The 16,873-nt window shown below is 62.1% G+C and carries 19 protein-coding genes; 9 read left to right on the plus strand and 10 right to left on the minus strand.

Annotated elements, in window-relative coordinates; genetic code table 11:
• Positions 1–182 precede the first annotated feature (182 nt).
• The 3 genes from OPU96_RS12295 to OPU96_RS12305 all read right to left on the minus strand — a co-directional run bounded on the left by OPU96_RS12295 (position 183) and on the right by OPU96_RS12305 (position 3,266).
• On the minus strand, positions 183–1,202 hold the full coding sequence (locus OPU96_RS12295) for an alpha/beta hydrolase (RefSeq protein ID WP_498559132.1): 1,020 nt from the start codon (positions 1,200–1,202) through the stop codon (positions 183–185).
• Positions 1,203–1,481: 279 nt separating this feature from the next.
• Positions 1,482–2,567: an endonuclease/exonuclease/phosphatase family protein gene (locus OPU96_RS12300; protein ID WP_498559133.1), complete on the minus strand. Its 1,086-nt coding sequence runs from the start codon at positions 2,565–2,567 to the stop codon at positions 1,482–1,484.
• A gap of 39 nt (positions 2,568–2,606) precedes the next feature.
• Entirely contained in the window at positions 2,607–3,266 is a 660-nt protein-coding gene (locus tag OPU96_RS12305; protein ID WP_192299007.1) for a YciC family protein, read from the minus strand.
• A 181-nt stretch (positions 3,267–3,447) separates the two neighbouring features.
• Between OPU96_RS12305 and OPU96_RS12310 the strand changes: the two genes are divergently transcribed.
• The 3 genes from OPU96_RS12310 to OPU96_RS12320 all read left to right on the plus strand — a co-directional run bounded on the left by OPU96_RS12310 (position 3,448) and on the right by OPU96_RS12320 (position 5,427).
• A complete protein-coding gene (locus tag OPU96_RS12310) occupies positions 3,448–4,185 on the plus strand; it encodes a DUF2076 domain-containing protein (RefSeq protein WP_226455790.1) in 738 nt (245 codons plus the stop codon).
• A gap of 128 nt (positions 4,186–4,313) precedes the next feature.
• Positions 4,314–4,790 carry a LabA-like NYN domain-containing protein gene (locus OPU96_RS12315; protein ID WP_192299005.1) on the plus strand — a complete coding sequence of 159 codons (477 nt, stop codon included), beginning with the start codon at positions 4,314–4,316 and terminating at the stop codon, positions 4,788–4,790.
• Between the two features lie 25 nt (positions 4,791–4,815).
• On the plus strand, positions 4,816–5,427 hold the full coding sequence (locus OPU96_RS12320) for a 3'-5' exonuclease (RefSeq protein ID WP_226455789.1): 612 nt from the start codon (positions 4,816–4,818) through the stop codon (positions 5,425–5,427).
• A 156-nt stretch (positions 5,428–5,583) separates the two neighbouring features.
• Here the strand turns inward: OPU96_RS12320 and OPU96_RS12325 are convergent, their stop codons facing one another.
• Complete coding sequence (locus OPU96_RS12325; protein ID WP_226455788.1) at positions 5,584–5,880, minus strand: DUF6124 family protein; 297 nt, start codon at positions 5,878–5,880, stop codon at positions 5,584–5,586.
• Positions 5,881–6,384: 504 nt separating this feature from the next.
• Between OPU96_RS12325 and OPU96_RS12330 the strand changes: the two genes are divergently transcribed.
• Positions 6,385–6,645 (plus strand): acyl carrier protein, encoded by a 261-nt coding sequence (locus OPU96_RS12330; protein WP_498559134.1) that lies wholly within the window; start codon positions 6,385–6,387, stop codon positions 6,643–6,645.
• Positions 6,646–6,696: 51 nt separating this feature from the next.
• On the opposite strand, the gene OPU96_RS12335 is transcribed toward OPU96_RS12330, so the two are convergent.
• Together OPU96_RS12335 and OPU96_RS12340 are read right to left on the minus strand one after the other, a co-directional pair.
• The gene (locus OPU96_RS12335; protein ID WP_498559135.1) at positions 6,697–7,386 is read right to left on the minus strand and encodes a cyclase family protein; all 690 of its coding nucleotides are present in this window, start codon (positions 7,384–7,386) and stop codon (positions 6,697–6,699) included.
• Entirely contained in the window at positions 7,376–7,831 is a 456-nt protein-coding gene (locus OPU96_RS12340; RefSeq protein ID WP_498559136.1) for an Lrp/AsnC family transcriptional regulator, read from the minus strand. Before OPU96_RS12340 ends, OPU96_RS12335 begins: the two co-directional genes overlap by 11 nt.
• A 160-nt stretch (positions 7,832–7,991) precedes the next feature.
• Between OPU96_RS12340 and yedA the strand changes: the two genes are divergently transcribed.
• Both yedA and rhlE1 read left to right on the plus strand, forming a co-directional pair.
• On the plus strand, positions 7,992–8,888 hold the full coding sequence (yedA, locus tag OPU96_RS12345; protein WP_226455786.1) for a drug/metabolite exporter YedA: 897 nt from the start codon (positions 7,992–7,994) through the stop codon (positions 8,886–8,888).
• A gap of 47 nt (positions 8,889–8,935) precedes the next feature.
• On the plus strand, positions 8,936–10,270 hold the full coding sequence (gene rhlE1 / locus OPU96_RS12350) for an RNA helicase RhlE1 (RefSeq protein WP_226455785.1): 1,335 nt from the start codon (positions 8,936–8,938) through the stop codon (positions 10,268–10,270).
• 132 nt (positions 10,271–10,402) lie between these two features.
• Here the strand turns inward: rhlE1 and OPU96_RS12355 are convergent, their stop codons facing one another.
• Both OPU96_RS12355 and OPU96_RS12360 read right to left on the minus strand, forming a co-directional pair.
• The gene (locus OPU96_RS12355; protein WP_226455784.1) at positions 10,403–11,629 is read right to left on the minus strand and encodes a TIGR03862 family flavoprotein; all 1,227 of its coding nucleotides are present in this window, start codon (positions 11,627–11,629) and stop codon (positions 10,403–10,405) included.
• 171 nt (positions 11,630–11,800) lie between these two features.
• A complete protein-coding gene (locus tag OPU96_RS12360; RefSeq protein WP_226455783.1) occupies positions 11,801–12,721 on the minus strand; it encodes a histone deacetylase family protein in 921 nt (306 codons plus the stop codon).
• Between the two features lie 75 nt (positions 12,722–12,796).
• On the opposite strand from OPU96_RS12360, the gene OPU96_RS12365 reads away from it, so the two are divergent.
• From OPU96_RS12365 to OPU96_RS12375, 3 genes are read left to right on the plus strand one after another with little or no spacing between them, the layout of a single operon-like run.
• Positions 12,797–13,366, plus strand: a complete 570-nt coding sequence (locus OPU96_RS12365; protein WP_192298997.1) for a GNAT family N-acetyltransferase — start codon at positions 12,797–12,799, stop codon at positions 13,364–13,366.
• A 38-nt stretch (positions 13,367–13,404) separates the two neighbouring features.
• The gene (gene tesB, locus OPU96_RS12370; RefSeq protein WP_192298996.1) at positions 13,405–14,274 is read left to right on the plus strand and encodes an acyl-CoA thioesterase II; all 870 of its coding nucleotides are present in this window, start codon (positions 13,405–13,407) and stop codon (positions 14,272–14,274) included.
• Positions 14,271–14,858: an HAD family hydrolase gene (locus tag OPU96_RS12375; protein WP_226455780.1), complete on the plus strand. Its 588-nt coding sequence runs from the start codon at positions 14,271–14,273 to the stop codon at positions 14,856–14,858. Before tesB ends, OPU96_RS12375 begins: the two co-directional genes overlap by 4 nt.
• 128 nt (positions 14,859–14,986) lie before the next feature.
• Here the strand turns inward: OPU96_RS12375 and OPU96_RS12380 are convergent, their stop codons facing one another.
• Positions 14,987–15,961, minus strand: coding sequence for an alpha/beta hydrolase (locus tag OPU96_RS12380; RefSeq protein WP_498559137.1), 975 nt, complete (start codon positions 15,959–15,961; stop codon positions 14,987–14,989).
• Positions 15,962–16,849: a KPN_02809 family neutral zinc metallopeptidase gene (gene ypfJ, locus OPU96_RS12385; RefSeq protein ID WP_226455778.1), complete on the minus strand. Its 888-nt coding sequence runs from the start codon at positions 16,847–16,849 to the stop codon at positions 15,962–15,964.
• Positions 16,850–16,873 lie beyond the last annotated feature (24 nt).

Here is a 16,873-nt window from a genome sequence, read left to right on the forward strand (position 1 = left end):
GTGTAAACGATGTCCCCGGTTTCAGATGTAAAGGATGTCTACGGTTCTACACCCGCGCTGGGGGGCGAAGCCGCCCCAAATGGTCCGCCGCGGTGTTTCAGGGAGACCGAGGTGCCATGGGATTGGGGCGGCTTCGCCACCCAGCGCGGGGCAAGCCCGCTCACTACAGGACGGTGTTTGGATCAGTTGAGGTGGGCTTTCAGTTCACCTGCGGCCTGACGCATCGCCGCTTTGACTTGCGGGACAGTGCTCAGTGGGTTGAGCAAGCCGTAGTCATGGATCATCCCGTTGTAGCGCACCGCCGTCACATCCACACCCGCCGCGTTCAGCTTGCGGGCGTAGGCCTCGCCTTCATCGCGCAACACGTCCAGCCCGGCGGTTTGGATCAGCGCCGGTGGCAGGCCCGTCAGCTGTGCCGGGGTGGCGCGCAACGGCGAAGCGTAGATCTCGGCGCGTTGCTTGGCGTCAGTGGTGTAGCTGTCCCAGAACCAATTCATCATGTTCTTGGTGAGAAAGTGGCCTTCGGCGTACTGCTGGTATGACGCTGTGTCGAAGCTGGCGTCGGTCACCGGCCACAGCAGCAGCTGGAAGCGCAGTGTCGGCGAGTGCTGTTCCTTGGCCTTGAGCGCCACCACCGCCGCCATGTTGCCGCCGACGCTGTTGCCGGCCACCGCCAGGCGCGTGCCATCGACGTTGATCTCTTTGCCGTGCTCGGCGACCCAGCGGGTTGCGGCGTAGGCCTGGTTGATCGCGGTCGGGTAGTGCGCTTCCGGCGACGGCGTGTAGTCCACATACACCGCGACGGCGCCGGAGCCCACCACCAGGTCACGAATCAGGCGGGCGTGGGTCGGGTAGTCGCCCAGCACCCAGCCGCCGCCGTGGAAGTACATGAACACCGGCAATTCACCCTTGACGTTGGCAGGGCGCACGATGGTCAGCTTGATGCGCTGGCCGTCGGCCTGGATGGTCTTGTCGCTGACCTGAATGCCCGACATGTCGACCTTCACCGAGTTCTGCGCACCCGTCAGCACGGCCCGTGCATCCTTGGGGCTCAGCTGCTCCAGCGGGCGACCGCCGCCGGCGGCGAGGGCGTTGAGGAACGCCTGGGTCTGGTGCTCGGGCACCGCGGTTTCGGCGGCAAAAGCGCTGCCGATGGACAGGGCGAGGAGGGTAGCGGTCAGGGCTTTGTTGAGGGTGCTCATGTCGTTTGGGCTCACTTGAAGTATTGGAATTGGAAGGCCGCTTCAGCGCCTCTGGCTGTCTGCGTGCTGGCTTGGGAGGAAATTTACGGCCTAGTCGAGTGAGAGACAATTAGGCTGATTCGAGATTTATTGTCCCCTTAAAAAGGACAATGTAGTGAGCGGGCTTGCCCCGCGCCGGGTGGCGCAGCCGCCCCAAATGGTCCGCCGCGGTGTTTCAGCGAGACCGAGGTGCATGGGATTGGGGCGGCTGCGCCACCCGGCGCGGGGCGAGCCCGCTCACTACAAGGTGGGGAGCAGGAAGCGGGCGATCACGGGCAGGTGGTTGGAGATGCGCAGGGTGTCGTCCTGGCGCACCCTGGCTTCTACACGCTTAAGGCGCGGGCTGTAGAACAGGTAGTCGAGGGTGCGATCCGGGCCGTCGAGGCTGGGGTCGTTGGGGAAGTTCGTCAGCCATTTCTCACGGTCGATGCCGCTGGATTGGCTGTTGCTTGGGATCATCGGGTATTTGTCCCACAGCAGGTGCAGCTCACTGTCCGGCGAATATTGCCCGCGTTTGCTGGCGTCCAGGCGCAGGAATTGGCCCAGGGGCAGCAGGTTGAAATCCCCGCCGATCAGCCAGGGCGTGCCACGGCCTTCGAATTTATCCAGCAGTTTGACCGTGGCCTGGACCTGCTCTTGCACCGCACTGCGCCCAGGCGCATCGCCGTCCAGGCGGGTATTGAGCACCGCCAGTTGGCCGCCGTCGCTCAGGGGCAGGTAGGTCAGCAGCAGGGCCGGTTTGGGTTGGAACTGGCGGCTGAAGATGTTCGCCTCGGGCGCGGGCAATTGCAGGCGCTCGGCGTGTTCGATCTGGTAGCGGCTCAGGGTCGCCAGCTTGCGGCCGACGCTGCCGAAAATGTGCAGGTCGGGGACAAAATCGGCTTTCCAGTCGAAGGCCTGGGCGCTGCACGGGTAGAGGTCGACCAGACGCTCTTGCAACAGGGCCAGTTGGTCCTGGTAGTGGGAAGGCTTGGCGTTTTCGTCGAGCTCCTGCAACAGCAGCAAGTCGGGCTGCTCGTCGCGGATCACCCGCGCCACTTCGTCCAGGCTGAAGGCCATGTCTTCGACGGTCGGGCGCTCATCGGGGCCGCTGCCGTCGGCGGTGTCGTACCAGAACACGTAGTTCTTGCCGGCCAGGTATTGCACGTTCCAGGTCATGACCTTGAGCGCCTGCCCCGGCAACAGGGTCGGCGCACGCGGCGCCACGCAGCTGACGGGCAGGATTTCCTTGTCGGCGGGGCGCCAGGTCAGGCTGTGGATCAGGGCGGTGAGCAAGCCTGCGAGAATCAGCAGGCCCAGTAAGGTGATGCGCAATAAACGGGTCATCGGCTCGGCTTATGGCGTTTCAGAGGTGCCAGGAGCATATCACCGCGCGTCGGCATCGCCACCGATCAGCATGAATAAACGGAACAGCACCACGCTGGTGAACAGTTGCAGGAAGCTGTGGGCGCTGTCCATCACCAGCCCCAGCAACGGCGCGGGCTCTGGATAGGCCGCGACACTGGCGCCCTTGAGTAGCCACAGCGGCGTCATCACGCACAGCAGGCACACGAGGATTCGCCAGAAGTGCCCGCGGGTCAGGCGAAAACTCTCCTTGATCGCTTCCAGCGCCGTCATGCCGCGCAGCACCAGCAGGTATTCGGCAAAGGCCAGCACCACCATCAGCCACAGGCCCGGCAGGAAGTACAACGACAACCCGAGCAGGATCAGCAAGGTGCTGATGGCCGTCAGCAGCGCGAAACGTGGCCACAGGGTCAGGGCCATGGCCCACACATCCTTGGTGCGCGGCGATTCGCCTCGGGTGCGGGCGTCGAGAAACAGGATCAACGCGCCGGTGTACAGCGGGTACACCAACAACCCCACCACCACGCTGAAACCGGGGAAGGCATCGGGGCCCACCACGTGGTTGAGCACTTGTTGCAGCAAGGCTTCGAGAATCACCAACGGCAGGCACAGCTGGACGATGGCGCCCAGGTTGCGTTGAGTGAAGCGGAGGGAGTCGCGCAGTACATCTAACGGATTCATCAAGTTCATCGCAGGCCTGAAAGCAAGGGCAACACTTTAACCGATCGTGACCGGACGTAAGCAAACGTAAACCTTGAGTAAAGACCATTGAAACAACTCGTAACACCCCCATAACTAGCATGTACCTCAGCCTGACTCCAGGCGGGACCACGATTTCTACCGGCAATCTAACGAGGTCGCCATGAACAGCGAAGAGCAAACCCTGATCGATGGACTGTTTTCACGGTTGCAACAAGCCGAAACGGACTCAGCCCCCCGCGACGCCCTGGCCGAAGCGCGGATCAAGGAGCATATGACGCGCCAACCGGCGGCCGGGTACTACATGACCCAGTCGATCCTGGTGCAGGAACACGCGCTCAAGAGCCTCGACGCGCAGAACAAGCAACAGGCGCAACAGATCCAGCAGTTGCAGGAAGAGTTGCAACAAGCCAAATCCCAATCGGCCCAGCCAGCGCCGAGCAGCGGTGGTTTTCTGTCGAGCATCTTTGGCGGTGGCGGTTCCCGTGAGCAGCAACCGGCCCAGAGCGCTCCTGCGTCTACGGGCGGCTGGCGTGAACCGGCGCGGCCGTCGTTCAACCAGGCGCCTGCGCCGCAACAAAGTTATCAACAGCCTCCTGCTGCCGCCGCCCCGATTGGCAGCGGTTTCCTTGGTGGTGCGATGAAAACCGCCGCTGGCGTGGCCGGCGGTGTGTTGCTGGCGGAAGGCATCAGCAGCCTGTTCCATCACAACCAGCAGCCGCAGGTGGTGGAAGAAATCATCGAGCAACCGGCACCGGCCAGCGATCAAGGTGGCTGGGGCAATGACGACCAGAAGTTTGCCGGCAACGACAACTGGGGCAGCAACAATTCGGACAGCTTTGCCGACAGCGATTATTCCGACGATTCCTCCTCCTTCGGCGACGACGATTCCTTCGTCTGATGCTCCCAAGCCCGGTGCGCTTTGTCGCGCCGGGCTGATTTTTCTCGGAAACTTCCCCGTGGCTGGCATACTGGCGCCTTTGCGGACGTGCGCGTCCGGCATCCAAGTGGCTGTCATGGGGAAGTGCGGTGAAGAAAATTGCAGTGTTCGCCGATGTACAAAACCTCTACTACACCGTGCGCCAAGCGTATGGCTGCCACTTCAACTACGCCGCCCTGTGGGCTGACATCAGCGCCCGCGGGCAGATCGTCGAGGCGTACGCCTATGCCATCGACCGTGGCGACAGCAAGCAGCAGCAGTTCCAGCAGATCCTGCGCAACCTGGGCTTCACGGTAAAACTCAAGCCGTACATCCAGCGCAGCGACGGCTCGGCCAAGGGCGACTGGGACGTGGGCATCACCCTCGACATCATGGACGCCGCGGACCACGTCGACGAAATCGTGCTGGCTTCCGGTGACGGTGACTTCGACATGCTGCTCGAACGCATCATCAACAAGCATGGCGTCGAAGCCGTGGCCTACGGCGTGCCGGGGCTGACCGCCAATTCGTTGATACGTGCGGCCAGCCGCTACGTGCCGATCGAAGGCGCGCTGCTGCTCAAATAAATTGTGGAACGGAGTTGGAACAGGTTTGGAACGTATAGCGGTCATCGACTTTGAAACCACCGGCATCAGCCCGAGCAGCCAGTGCCGCGCCACGGAAATCGCCGTGGTCATCCTTGAGCGTGGTCAGATCGTGGACCGCTACCAGAGCCTGATGAAAACCGGCGTGCACGTGCCCGCGTTCATCGAACAACTCACCGGCATCAGCAACGCCATGCTGCGCAGCGCGCCGCCGGCCGAGCGGGTGATGAACGAGGTCAACGAGTTCGTCGGCACCACCCCGCTGCTGGCGCACAACGCCGCGTTCGACCAGAAGTTCTGGGACTTCGAGCTGGGCCTGATCCGCCGCACCCGCCTGCAGAAGTTTGCCTGCTCGCTGCTGCTGGCGCGGCGCTTGATGCCCTCGGCGCCGAACCACAAACTCGGCACCCTGAATGCGTTCGCCCAGTTGCCCCACACCGGCAAGGCTCACCGGGCGATGGCGGATGCGGAAATGGCGGCCAACCTTACGGCGCACCTGGCGCAGGAACTGCGCGGTACGCATGGTTTGCGCGAACTGTCCCACGACCTGCTTTGCAGCTTGCAGAAAGTCCCGGCGGCAAAAATCACCGAACACCTCAAAAAACATCGCGCGCTCTAACCTCACCACAATCCCAAGAACCCCAAAGATCCAAATGTGGGAACGGGCTTGTGTGGGAGCGGGCTTGCTCGCGAAAGCGGTGGATCAGTCGCCGGAAATATTGACTGACACACCGCCTTCGCGGGCAAGCCCGCTCCCACAGGGGTCATGTGTCGTTCATCGAGACTGTGTGCAGTCCAGCGTCTGATCCACGACCACCTTCGCCATCTCCACCAAATGCATCACTGCCCGCTGCTGCACATTCATTGATTCTGCCGATGAGTGTGCTGTCTCTACCGCGCAATGCAGCAAATCCGCCGCATGGGCGAGGGCGTCTTCGAAGCTCAGGTTGTCATTCAGAATGAAGTTCGGCGCATCCGGGGCGGACGCTTTGAGGTAGTAGTCGATGGCTCGGCGGTGGAGTAGGGCGTCTTCGCTGAGAAAGCTGGGTGGGTCGGGGGTTACTTTGACCATGGTGAAACTCCTTTTGTGTTGTAAGGAGCTGCATCATTCGCTTGCACGCAAATGAGGGTGGCAGCAGTACGCGGGTGTGCAAGACCGGGACAAAAGGTAAACCCAGCAGATCCGAGGATCTCCCGCGCACGGCTGCCATAAAAATATCGATGCTGCGTATCAAAAACTGAGCAACGAAGAAGTAAGGCATCTGAGCGGCTTTTGTTTGGTCGGACTTGCACGTCCCATCATCAAGTGTTCGATGACTGAGCGAGACTAGCTACCCGATCCGACGGAAACAAGGCCGTGGAATTCTCTAGGAAACATCCCTCAAATGAAAGAGATAGGTCTTGCTGGCCATTGAAAATTCAGCACTTTGAGGTCCGGATCTGAATCGTCAGTAGGCTTAATCCTCTAGTTGCCTAAGACCCTTCTTTACTTCCTCTTCATCCATCTGCCTCATCGCCGCAGGGTTGGCTGTCTTTGATCTAATCAGTATTGGTAAGTGTGCCTATGAGGCAAGAAATGGAAAGTAATCTGACCCGGACGGAGATCAGCGAGAAGGTCATTCAGCTGTTCGTCGACGTCATTGGATTCATCGACCGTAGTCAAGTATCGGAGCAAACGGATTTCATCCATGACTTTGAAATCATCGATGACGACCTCACTTGTTTCATCATGCAGATCAAGTGGCAGTTCAAGCTGAAAGCGACTCAGGAGGATTGGAATCACATCACCACTCTCAGCCAAATTATCGATTTGATTGTTGAGCGCTCACTGCCTTGATGACTGTCCCGGCAGTCACGCAGCAGTTCAAAATGTGGGAGGGCGGTGTTTTCAGGAGATGATCGCCATTGCAGCTGCTGGCGATCCCGATCCGCCCTCAAGCGCCAATACCCCAATCACCAGCGTGGCGCCTTTGGGCGGCAGACGGTCCAGGTTGGTCAAACACTCCAACACAATCCCATTCCCCGCCAACACCGCTCGGTTCGTCGCAAACGTGCTGCTCTGCCCCGGATCAACCCCGTGGGTATCGATGCCCACCCCGGCAATCTGACGCTGTTCCAGTAAAAAACCAATTGCCGCTTCGCCAATCCCGGGAAAGTGCGAGCCTTGTGCGTCTTGGCCGATAAACGCTGTCGGATCATTCCAAAGATGCTGCCAGCCGGTGTACATCAGCACGACGGAACCGGCTTCGATGAGCCCATGCTGGCACTCCCACGCTTCAATATCCGCAGGGCTGATTGCGTAGTCTGGATTGCTTTGGGCCTGGGCGCGCACATCGATCACCACCGCTGGCCGTACCAAGTCTTGCGCCTGGTAACCCTCGATCCCCATCCCATCAGCGAAGAAGCTATTCGGCGCATTCATATGGGTGGCGCTGTGTTCACCCATGCTGAAGCGGCGCAAAAAATAGCCATCCTTGTCCAACGAAGCGACGTCTTCGAATTCCACCGGCGGGTCCCCCGGCCACAGTGGAATACGCGGGCTGACCGGATGGCTGAGATTGACGACCTTACCCACCATTTCTCACCTCCAACTGCGCCAACGGCACCCGCCGCTCTATCGCGCTGGACAAAATAATCGACGTCTTGCTGAACCCGAACTTCGCTACCCGGTTGATCAGGTTCTCCAACTCCGGCATCGAGCCCACCGCCGCCTGCATGATCACGCACGGGTCGCCCGTCACCCGGTGGCACTCCGTCAGCTCGGGGATTTCCGCCAGGGCGTCGTACACCTTCTGGCTGCCGTGGTTGGTCAACCGCAGTTCAATCACACACTGAATCGGCAAGCCGACCTTGGACAGATCCACCTTGGCCTGATACCCCGTGATCACCCCACTGGCCTCCAACTTGGCCACCCGTTCAGCCACGGCCGGTGCCGAGAGGTTTACTGTGCGCGCCAGTTGCGCGTAGGACGCACGGCCGTCGGCGAGCAGGGCGCTGAGGAGCATGCGGTCGTATTTGTCCATGATAAGGCTCCAATGCTGGGTGGCTTTCGAAAGCATGGGTTATAGCCCTCACAACCATGCTTTGAAAAGTGTATGGGCGGTTTAAACAGGTTTTGTAACTTAAGTTTAAGGGCCTGCCTTTTTAGAATAAGCATCCCATCTCCTGCCATAGAGCCACCCAATGCCTGGCCCACGTCGCTTTCCCTTACCGTTGATCGCTGCCTTTTTTGCGTTGTATGTGATTTGGGGTTCCACCTACCTGGTGATCCGCATCGGCGTGGAGTACTGGCCGCCACTGATGCTCGGCGGCATTCGCTTTTTGGCGGCGGGGGCGGTGATGTATGGCTTTCTGCGCTGGCGCGGGGTGCCGGCGCCGACGTGGGAGCAGTGGAAGGCGTGCGCGAAGATCGGCATTTTGCTGCTGACCTTCGGCAACGGCGCGGTGACGTTGGCCGAGCATTCCGGGGTGTCGTCCGGGGTGGCCGCGCTGGCGGTGGCGACGGTGCCGTTGTTTACTTTGCTCTGTGGATATTTCTGGGGTGCGCGTAATACCCGTCTGGAATGGGCGGGAGTGATCCTGGGGATTGCCGGTATCGCCATGCTCAATATGGGCAGCACCTTGCAATCGAGCCCGATGGGCGCTGCGTTGCTGCTGTTTGCCGCCGCTTCGTGGGCGTTCGGTTCGGTGTGGAGCCGGCGCTTGCCGCTGCCCCAGGGCGCGATGGCCAGTGCGGCGGAGATGTTGGTGGCGGGCGTAACGCTGCTGATCGGCAGCGCACTCACCGGCGAACGCCTGCACGCCATGCCTCCCGTCGAAGGCTGGCTGGCCCTGGCGTACCTGGCCGTGTTCGGCTCGATCATCGCCTTCAACGCCTATATGTACCTGCTCAAGCACGTCCGTCCGGCAGCGGCGACCAGTTATGCCTATGTGAACCCGGCGGTGGCGGTGTTGCTCGGGATTGTGTTCGTCGGCGAGACCATCGGCATGGAGGAAGCCCTGGCGATGCTGGTAATCATCAGTGCCGTCCTGCTGATCAGCCTGCCCCAGTGGCGCAAGCCCAAGCCGGAAATAAGGTAAACTGCGGCGCATTGCGTGCTTGCGCTGAATTTTCCTACGGTAACTACATGACTTTCGCCTCCCTTGGCCTGATCGAACCCTTGCTGCGCGCCCTTGAGACGCTCGGCTACCAGACCCCGACGCCGGTGCAGGCGCAAGCCATTCCGGCGGTATTGGCCGGTCGCGACCTGATGGCTGCGGCTCAGACCGGCACCGGCAAGACCGCCGGTTTCGCCCTGCCGCTGCTGCAACTGCTGACCATGGAAGGGCCGAAAGTCGCCGCCAACTCGGCGCGTGCACTGATCCTGTGCCCGACCCGCGAGCTGGCCGAGCAGGTGCACGCCAGCGTCGCCGAATATGCGCAAAATCTGCCGCTGACCACCTACGCGGTGTACGGCGGTGTGAGCATCAACCCGCAGATGATGAAGCTGCGCAAGGGCGTCGACATCCTGGTCGCCACCCCTGGCCGCCTGATCGACCTGTTCCGCCAGAACGCGCTGAAGCTTAATCAGCTGCAAACCCTGGTGCTGGACGAAGCCGACCGCATGCTCGACCTGGGCTTCTCGGAAGAGCTGGCGAACATCTACCGCATGCTGCCGAAAAAGCGCCAGACGCTGCTGTTCTCCGCGACCTTCTCCGATGATATCCGCCTGCTCGCCGGGCAGATGCTCAACGACCCGCTAAGCATCGAAGTCAGCCCGCGCAACGTTGCCGCCAACACCGTGAAGCAGTGGGTTGTGCCGGTGGACAAGAAGCGCAAGCCGGAGTTGTTTGTGCACTTGATGCGCAAGGGTCGCTGGAAACAGGTGCTGGTGTTCGCCAAGACCCGTAACGGCGTGGACGCGCTGGTGGATAAATTGCAGGGCCTGGGCATCAACGCCGATGGCATCCACGGCGACAAACCCCAAGCCACGCGCCAACGTGCGCTGGACCGCTTCAAGGCCAGCGAAGTGCAGATCCTGGTGGCCACCGACGTGGCAGCCCGTGGCCTGGATATCGAAGACCTGCCGCTGGTGGTCAATTTCGACCTGCCGATCGTGGCCGAGGACTACATCCACCGCATCGGCCGCACCGGGCGTGCGGGCAACACCGGCGAGGCGATTTCCCTGGTGTGTGCCGATGAAGTGAACATGCTGTCGGCCATCGAGATGCTCACGCGTCAGACGTTGACCCGCAAGATGGAGCCGGACTTTGAACCGGAGCACCGTGTGCCGGACACCGATGCCAGCGGCCAGGTGGTGAAGAAACCGAAAAAGCCGAAGAAACCTAAAACTTCCGGTGGTGGCGGCAAGCGCAACCTGGGCAAGTGGGTGGACAGTGGTGACGCGGCGCCGGCCGAGCCTTCGATCAAGCCGGTGCGCAAGGTACCTGTGTTTAATACCGGGCCGCGTAAGAAGAAGTGATTTTGCGCTGTGGCTGATGGCCCCTTCGCGAGCAAGCCCGCTCCCACATTTTGACTGCATTCTCATGTTGGAACTCGGTCAAGTGTGGGAGCGGGCTTGCTCGCGAAAGCGGCCTTGAGTCCGCCACAAATCTCAGCGTTTAAGCCACTCCACCATCCCCCGCCCAGCCGCTCGCCCGCTGGCAAAACACCCCGTCAGCAAATACCCGCCCGTCGGCGCTTCCCAGTCCAGCATCTCTCCGGCACAAAATACGCCTGGCAATTGCTTGAGCATCAAGCGCTCATCCAGCGCTTCGAACGGCACGCCGCCGGCGGTGCTGATCGCTTCGTCCATCGGCCGGGTTTTCACCAGGGTCAGCGGCAGGGCCTTGATGGCGGCGGCCAGCTGCGCCGGATCGTTGAAGTGTTCGGCGGGCGCCAACTCGCGTAATAACGCCGCTTTCACGCCATCCAGCCCCAACTGGCTGTGCAAGTGTTTGCTCATCGAGCGCGAACCACGGGGCTTGGCCAATGCAGCTTGAACCTTATCCACAGGCTTGCTCGGCAACAGGTCGATATTCACGGTGGCCGAACCGGTTGTATTGATCGCCTCGCGAATCGGCGCCGACAACGCGTAGATCAAACTGCCTTCGATACCGGCGGCGGTGATCACACATTCCCCCAGCCGGGGTTTGTCGTCGCCCAAGCCGATGGCGACGTTTTTCAACGGCGCACCGGCGAATTTGCTGACCATCAACTCGCTCCAGGCTGACACCTCGAAGCCGCAGTTGCTCGCTTGCAGCGGGGCACAGGGCACGCCTTTGCCTTCCAGCAGCTTGAGCCACGTACCGTCGGAACCCAGGCGCGACCAACTGCCACCGCCGAGGGCCAACAGTACCGCATCGCCGCGCACGGTTTTTTCGCCGTCGGGACTGTGGATAAGTAAATCGCCGTGGGCATTCCAGCCGGTCCAACGGTGCCGGGTGTGGATAACCACGCCCTGGTCGCGCAGGCGCTTGAGCCAGGCGCGCAGTAGGGGGGCGGCTTTCATGTCGGTAGGAAACACCCGGCCGGAGGTGCCGACAAAGGTTTCGATACCCAACCCATGTATCCATTCGCACAATGCTTCGGCGCCAAACCCACGCAGCAGCGGGGCGATGTACGGCGCTCGTTCGGCGTAGCGCGACAGAAACGCCGGGTAGGCTTCGGAGTGGGTGATGTTCATGCCGCCAACACCGGCCAGCAGGAATTTGCGCCCCACCGACGGCATGCCGTCGTACAGGTCCACGCGCAGCCCCGCCTGGCTCAAGACTTCGGCGGCCATCAGCCCGGCGGGGCCGCCGCCGATGATGGTGACGTGTTGGGGTGCGGTCTGGGGCATGGCGAGGGCTACGGTCGGATAAACAGGCCGAGCATTCTACCCGAGGACAGCGCAAACGCCTGATCAAAAAATGTACAGCTTCCTACAGGCCTTACAGATATTGACTCTTAGGTGCTTACGCTCAAGTTATCCACAGGCCGTTCCACAGGCATTGTGGGTAACGCGCACAACTCAATGACAACCTGATGACGTCCACACCCGTTGTGCGCTGTGGTGCAGGATGCCGTGGCGGCGGGCCAGGGCAGGGCGGTCCTTGCTGTAGCCGCCGCCGATCACGCCCATCACCGGGATGTCGCGGCCCAGGCAGTGGCGCATCACGCTTTCATCGCGGGCGGCGACGCCTTGGTCTGTCAGCTTGAGGTAGCCGAGGGCGTCGTCCTTGTGCACGTCGACGCCGGCGTCGTACAGCACCAGGTCCGGCTGGTAGAGCGGCAGCAGGTAATTGAGCGCATCGTCCACCACCTTGAGGTAGTCGCCGTCGCCCATGCCCATGGGCAGCGGGATGTCCCAGTCGCTCTGGGCCTTGCGTGCGGGGAAGTTCTTTTCGCAGTGCAGCGACACGGTGATGGCCTCCGGTGTGTCATGGAGGATGCGTGCGGTGCCGTCGCCCTGGTGCACGTCGCAGTCGAAGATCAGCACGCGATTGACCCGGCCGCTGGCGAGCAGGTAATGGCTGATCACCGCCAGGTCGTTGAAGATGCAAAAGCCCGCCGGGTAATCGTAGTGGGCGTGGTGCGTGCCGCCCGCCAGGTGGCAGGCGAGCCCGTGTTCCAGCGCCTGTTCGGCAGCGAGGATCGAGCCGCCCACCGCCCGCACGGTACGCCGCGCCAGGGCTTCGTTCCACGGCAGGCCGAGGCGGCGCTGGTCTTCGCGGGACAGTTCACCGCCCATGTAGCGTTCGATGTAGCCGGGGTCATGGGCCAGCGCCAGGATCTCGGGTGGGCACAGTTGCGGGCGCAGCAGTTGGCTGTCCTCGGTCAACCCGCTGGACACCAAGTGGTCACGCAACAGGCGGAACTTGTCCATGGGGAAGCGGTGGTCCGCCGGGAACTCGGGGCTGTAATCATCGTGGTAGATCAGTGGTAAAGGCATGGGATTATCTGACGGGAACCTGCGACGGATCTTACCCGCGTTGTACACTCACGCACATGGCAAGGGAGGGGACCCATGGAGCCGATACTCGAACTGGAAAGTGCGCGCCTGGTGCTGCGCCAATGGCGCGACAGCGACCTGCCGGAGTTTGCGCGCATGTGCGCCGACCCACAGGTGATGCGCTATTTCCCGGCCAGGCTGAGCCACCTGGAAAGCGCCGCATTGATCGGCCGCATTCGTGGCCACTTCGCCGAATATGGCTTCGGCCTGTGGGCCTTGCAGCGCAAGGACAGCGGCGAGTTCATCGGCTTGACCGGCTTGCAGCATGTCAGCTTTGACGCCGCCTTCACCCCGGCGGTGGAAATCGGCTGGCGCCTGGCCCGCGAACATTGGGGCCTGGGCTACGCCAGCGAAGCGGCGTGGACGGCGTTGCGCTGCGGCTTCGATCGCTTGCAGCTGGATGAAGTCGTCGCCTTTACCACCGAAGCCAACATGCCATCACAAAAAGTCATGCAGGCCATCGGTATGCATTACGATCCCCTGGCAGATTTTGCACACCCCAAGGTCGCAGCCGATGACCCGCTGCGCCATCATGTGTTGTACCGCATCACCCGCGCCCAATGGTTGGACACGCTGCACGGATAAGCAGACCGGAATGCCCCATAGATTGTAGGAGTTGCTCTATGAGCCAAGTATTGGAAGATCTGGTGGACTTGCTGACCCTGGAGCCGATCGAGGAAAACCTCTTTCGCGGCCGCAGCCAGGACCTGGGTTTTCGTCAACTGTTCGGCGGCCAGGTGCTCGGCCAGTCGCTGTCGGCGGCCAGCCAGACCGTAGAAGAAGCGCGGCATGTGCACTCATTGCACGGCTATTTCCTGCGTCCCGGTGATGCAGCATTGCCGGTTGTGTATTCGGTCGACCGTGTGCGCGATGGCGGCAGTTTCAGCACGCGCCGGGTCACCGCGATCCAGAAGGGCAACCCGATCTTCACCTGCAGCGCCTCGTTCCAGTACGACGAAGAGGGCTTCGCACACCAGAGCACCATGCCCGTGGTGGTCGGCCCGGAAAACCTGCCGTCGGAGCTGGAGCTGACCCAGCAACGCGCGCACCTGATCCCCGAGCATATGCGCGACAAGCTGCTGTGCCCCAAGCCGATCGAAGTGCGCCCGGTCACCGAAAAAGACCCGTTCAACCCGCAGCCGTCCGACCCGGTCAAGTACGTGTGGTTTCGTGCCGACGGCGCGTTGGCCGACACGCCTGCGCTGCACAAATACCTGCTGGCCTACGCCTCGGACTTCGGCTTGCTGACCACCTCGTTGCTGCCCCATGGCAAGACCGTGTGGCAGAAAGACATGCAGGTCGCCAGCCTCGACCACGCGCTGTGGTTCCACGCCGACCTGCGCGCCGATGACTGGTTGCTCTACGCCATGGACAGCCCGTGGGCCGGCAATTCCCGTGGGTTCTCCCGTGGTAGCGTGTACAACCGCGCGGGGCAATTGGTGGCTTCGGTAACGCAGGAAGGCTTGATCCGCCATCGCAAGGATTGGACGTGAGCCTGTCGCACATCAAGCACTGGGTGTTCGACATGGACGGCACCCTGACGGTGGCCGTGCATGACTTTGCGGCGATCCGCCAGGCGCTGGAGATTCCTGCGCAGGACGACATCCTCACGCACCTGGCTGCCCTGCCCAAGGACCTCGCAGCGGCCAAGCATGGGTGGTTGCTGGAACATGAGCGCGAGCTGGCCCTGGGTTCGGTCGCGGCCGAGGGCGCAGTGGAACTGGTGCGTGAACTGGCCGGGCGCGGTTATCGCCTGGGCATCCTGACCCGCAATGCGCGGGAACTGGCGCACATCACCCTGGAGGCGATTGGTTTGGCGGACTGCTTTGCCGTCGAGGACGTATTGGGGCGTGATGATGCGCAGCCCAAGCCGGACCCGGATGGCTTGCTGAAACTGGCGGCGGCGTGGGATGTGGCGCCGAGCACAATGGTGATGGTCGGCGATTATCGCTTTGACCTGGAGTGCGGTCGGGCGGCGGGGGCGCGGACGGTGTTGGTCAACCTGGCGCAGAACCCGTGGCCGGAACTTGCCGATTGGCATGCCGAGGACTGCGCGGCCTTGCGCCGGATGATCTAACACAGACAATGAAGATCAACTGTGGGAGCTGGCTCGTGTGGGAGCGGGCTTGCTCGCGAATACGGTGTGTCAGCTATACATCGATCGACTGACCCACCGCTTTCGCGGGCAAGCCCGCTCCCACAGTTTTATTGCGTGAACAACACCTTCTGCCCCTGCGGCGACGTAAACATCCCATCGCCGTTATGCCCGACACCGGGCACTTCCACCAGCGTATGACGCAACTGCGGATGCCGCTGCTTGAGGTAGTCGAAATAATTGTGCCCACGAATCAACCGATACGCGCCCTGGGTTTGTGCCTCGCAGCCTATATCCAGCGCGTGATGCTTCGGGTCGATGTCCTGCTGGCCCAGCAGGTACGTGACGTCACGTGACACGTAAGCCTGCTCCAGCTGTTCGACGCTGCGGCCTTTGGCATAGGCCGGCAGGTTCTGCATGCCGTATTTCCAGTCGTTGAAGCCTGGGCAACTGGCGGCATCGAACGGCACCGGCCGCTGTGGGCTGAAGTAGGCGTAGGACGAAGGATTCGCCACCACATACCGCAGGCCGATGCCTTCGCTTTGCAGCTTGGGATGATCGTGGCTGGTGAGGGCAAAACGCTGTATCACTTGCCCACCGCCGGAGTGCCCGGCCACCACGATTTCCTTGAGCGCTGGGAACAGCTTGCGGTTGCCCAGGTGCTTGATGATCTGGTCGAGGGCGCCATAGGAACTGATCGGGCCCGGGCCGGTGGACGGTTCGCCGGCCATCCAGCCGTTGTCGGTCCAGCGCAGTATCCGCTTGTCCAGATGCTCGTTCCGCGCATCCGCCTCCGTCAGAAAGCGCGGTGCAATCACCAGGGTGTGGGTGGCTTGCCCGGCATTCTCGGCGGCCTGCTCGCCACTTTGCAGATAGGCCGCGGCATCGCGCAGGCGGCCATGCACGATGATCAGCGCGCGGGTGACGTTTGGCAGCGGCTGGCGCCAGTCCTGGCTCAAGCCCAGGCTGAGATCCCCGGCCTTGAGTGGGAAACGATCGAGGTCGCTGTCCTTGATGTCGTGCCCAGCGGCGAACGTTGAACAGCTGACGAACAGACCCAGCAGCAATGCCAGTCGTTTATTCATTTAGAGACTCTTGGCGGAAAAGGTATCGCATTGAGTGATCTGGCCCTGGGCGAAGCCGGTCTTGAACCAGCGCACGCGTTGCGCCGAGGTGCCGTGGGTGAACGAGTCCGGTACTACGCGGCCTTGGCCCTGTTGCTGCAAACGGTCGTCGCCGATGGCGTTGGCGGCGTTCAGGGCTTCGTCGATGTCGCCGGGCTCCAGCCAGTTCAAGCGTTTTTGCGCACGGTTGGCCCACACGCCGGCGAAGCAGTCGGCTTGCAGTTCCTGGCGCACCAGCAGGCCGCCGTCGCCCTGCATCTGCCGGCCTTGTTGGCGGGCCGTCTGGATCTTGGCCGAGATGCCGAGCAACGTCTGCACGTGGTGCCCGACTTCGTGGGCGATCACGTAGGCCTGGGCGAAGTCGCCGGCGGCCTGGAAGCGTTGCGACATTTCGCGGAAGAAATCCAGGTCCAGGTAGACCTGCTGGTCGGCCGGGCAATAGAACGGGCCGCTGGCCGAGGTGGCGCCACCGCAGGCCGAATTCACCCGGCCACGGAACAGGATCAGTTTCGGGTTCTTGTAGGTCAGGCCGTTTTCCTGGAACACCTGGGCCCAGGTGTCTTCGGTATCGCCGAGCACGGCGCGGACAAAGTCGGCCTGTTCGTCATTGGCCGCCGGCGCCTGGCGCGTCTGGGTGCTGACCGACGGCGCCTGCTCCATCTGCCCGGTGAGTTGGCCGAGGATCTGCAACGGGTCCTGGCCGGTCAACCAGCCGATGCCGACGATCAGCACAATCGCGGTCAGGCTCAGGCCCTTGCCGCCACCAAAGCGCATGCCGCCACCGCCGCCGCCACTGTCATCGCGGGCGTCCACCACGTTGTCGCTGCGTCGGCCTTTTTTCCATAGCATGGGGGCAATCCTCTCGATAAGCCT

The sequence above is a fragment of the Pseudomonas sp. RP-B7 genome, from assembly GCF_059803535.1.

Bases quoted from the DNA above. Each gene is read 5' to 3' on its own strand.
- OPU96_RS12295 (WP_498559132.1), bottom strand. From the start codon at position 1,202: ATGAGCACCCTCAACAAAGCCCTGACCGCTACCCTCCTCGCCCTGTCC.
- OPU96_RS12300 (WP_498559133.1), bottom strand. From the start codon at position 2,567: ATGACCCGTTTATTGCGCATCACCTTACTGGGCCTGCTGATTCTCGCA.
- OPU96_RS12305 (WP_192299007.1), bottom strand. From the start codon at position 3,266: ATGAATCCGTTAGATGTACTGCGCGACTCCCTCCGCTTCACTCAACGC.
- OPU96_RS12310 (WP_226455790.1), top strand. From the start codon at position 3,448: ATGAACAGCGAAGAGCAAACCCTGATCGATGGACTGTTTTCACGGTTG.
- OPU96_RS12325 (WP_226455788.1), bottom strand. From the start codon at position 5,880: ATGGTCAAAGTAACCCCCGACCCACCCAGCTTTCTCAGCGAAGACGCC.
- OPU96_RS12330 (WP_498559134.1), top strand. From the start codon at position 6,385: ATGGAAAGTAATCTGACCCGGACGGAGATCAGCGAGAAGGTCATTCAG.
- OPU96_RS12335 (WP_498559135.1), bottom strand. From the start codon at position 7,386: ATGGTGGGTAAGGTCGTCAATCTCAGCCATCCGGTCAGCCCGCGTATT.
- OPU96_RS12340 (WP_498559136.1), bottom strand. From the start codon at position 7,831: ATGGACAAATACGACCGCATGCTCCTCAGCGCCCTGCTCGCCGACGGC.
- yedA (WP_226455786.1), top strand. From the start codon at position 7,992: ATGCCTGGCCCACGTCGCTTTCCCTTACCGTTGATCGCTGCCTTTTTT.
- rhlE1 (WP_226455785.1), top strand. From the start codon at position 8,936: ATGACTTTCGCCTCCCTTGGCCTGATCGAACCCTTGCTGCGCGCCCTT.
- OPU96_RS12355 (WP_226455784.1), bottom strand. From the start codon at position 11,629: ATGCCCCAGACCGCACCCCAACACGTCACCATCATCGGCGGCGGCCCC.
- OPU96_RS12360 (WP_226455783.1), bottom strand. From the start codon at position 12,721: ATGCCTTTACCACTGATCTACCACGATGATTACAGCCCCGAGTTCCCG.
- OPU96_RS12365 (WP_192298997.1), top strand. From the start codon at position 12,797: ATGGAGCCGATACTCGAACTGGAAAGTGCGCGCCTGGTGCTGCGCCAA.
- tesB (WP_192298996.1), top strand. From the start codon at position 13,405: ATGAGCCAAGTATTGGAAGATCTGGTGGACTTGCTGACCCTGGAGCCG.
- OPU96_RS12380 (WP_498559137.1), bottom strand. From the start codon at position 15,961: ATGAATAAACGACTGGCATTGCTGCTGGGTCTGTTCGTCAGCTGTTCA.
- ypfJ (WP_226455778.1), bottom strand. From the start codon at position 16,849: ATGCTATGGAAAAAAGGCCGACGCAGCGACAACGTGGTGGACGCCCGC.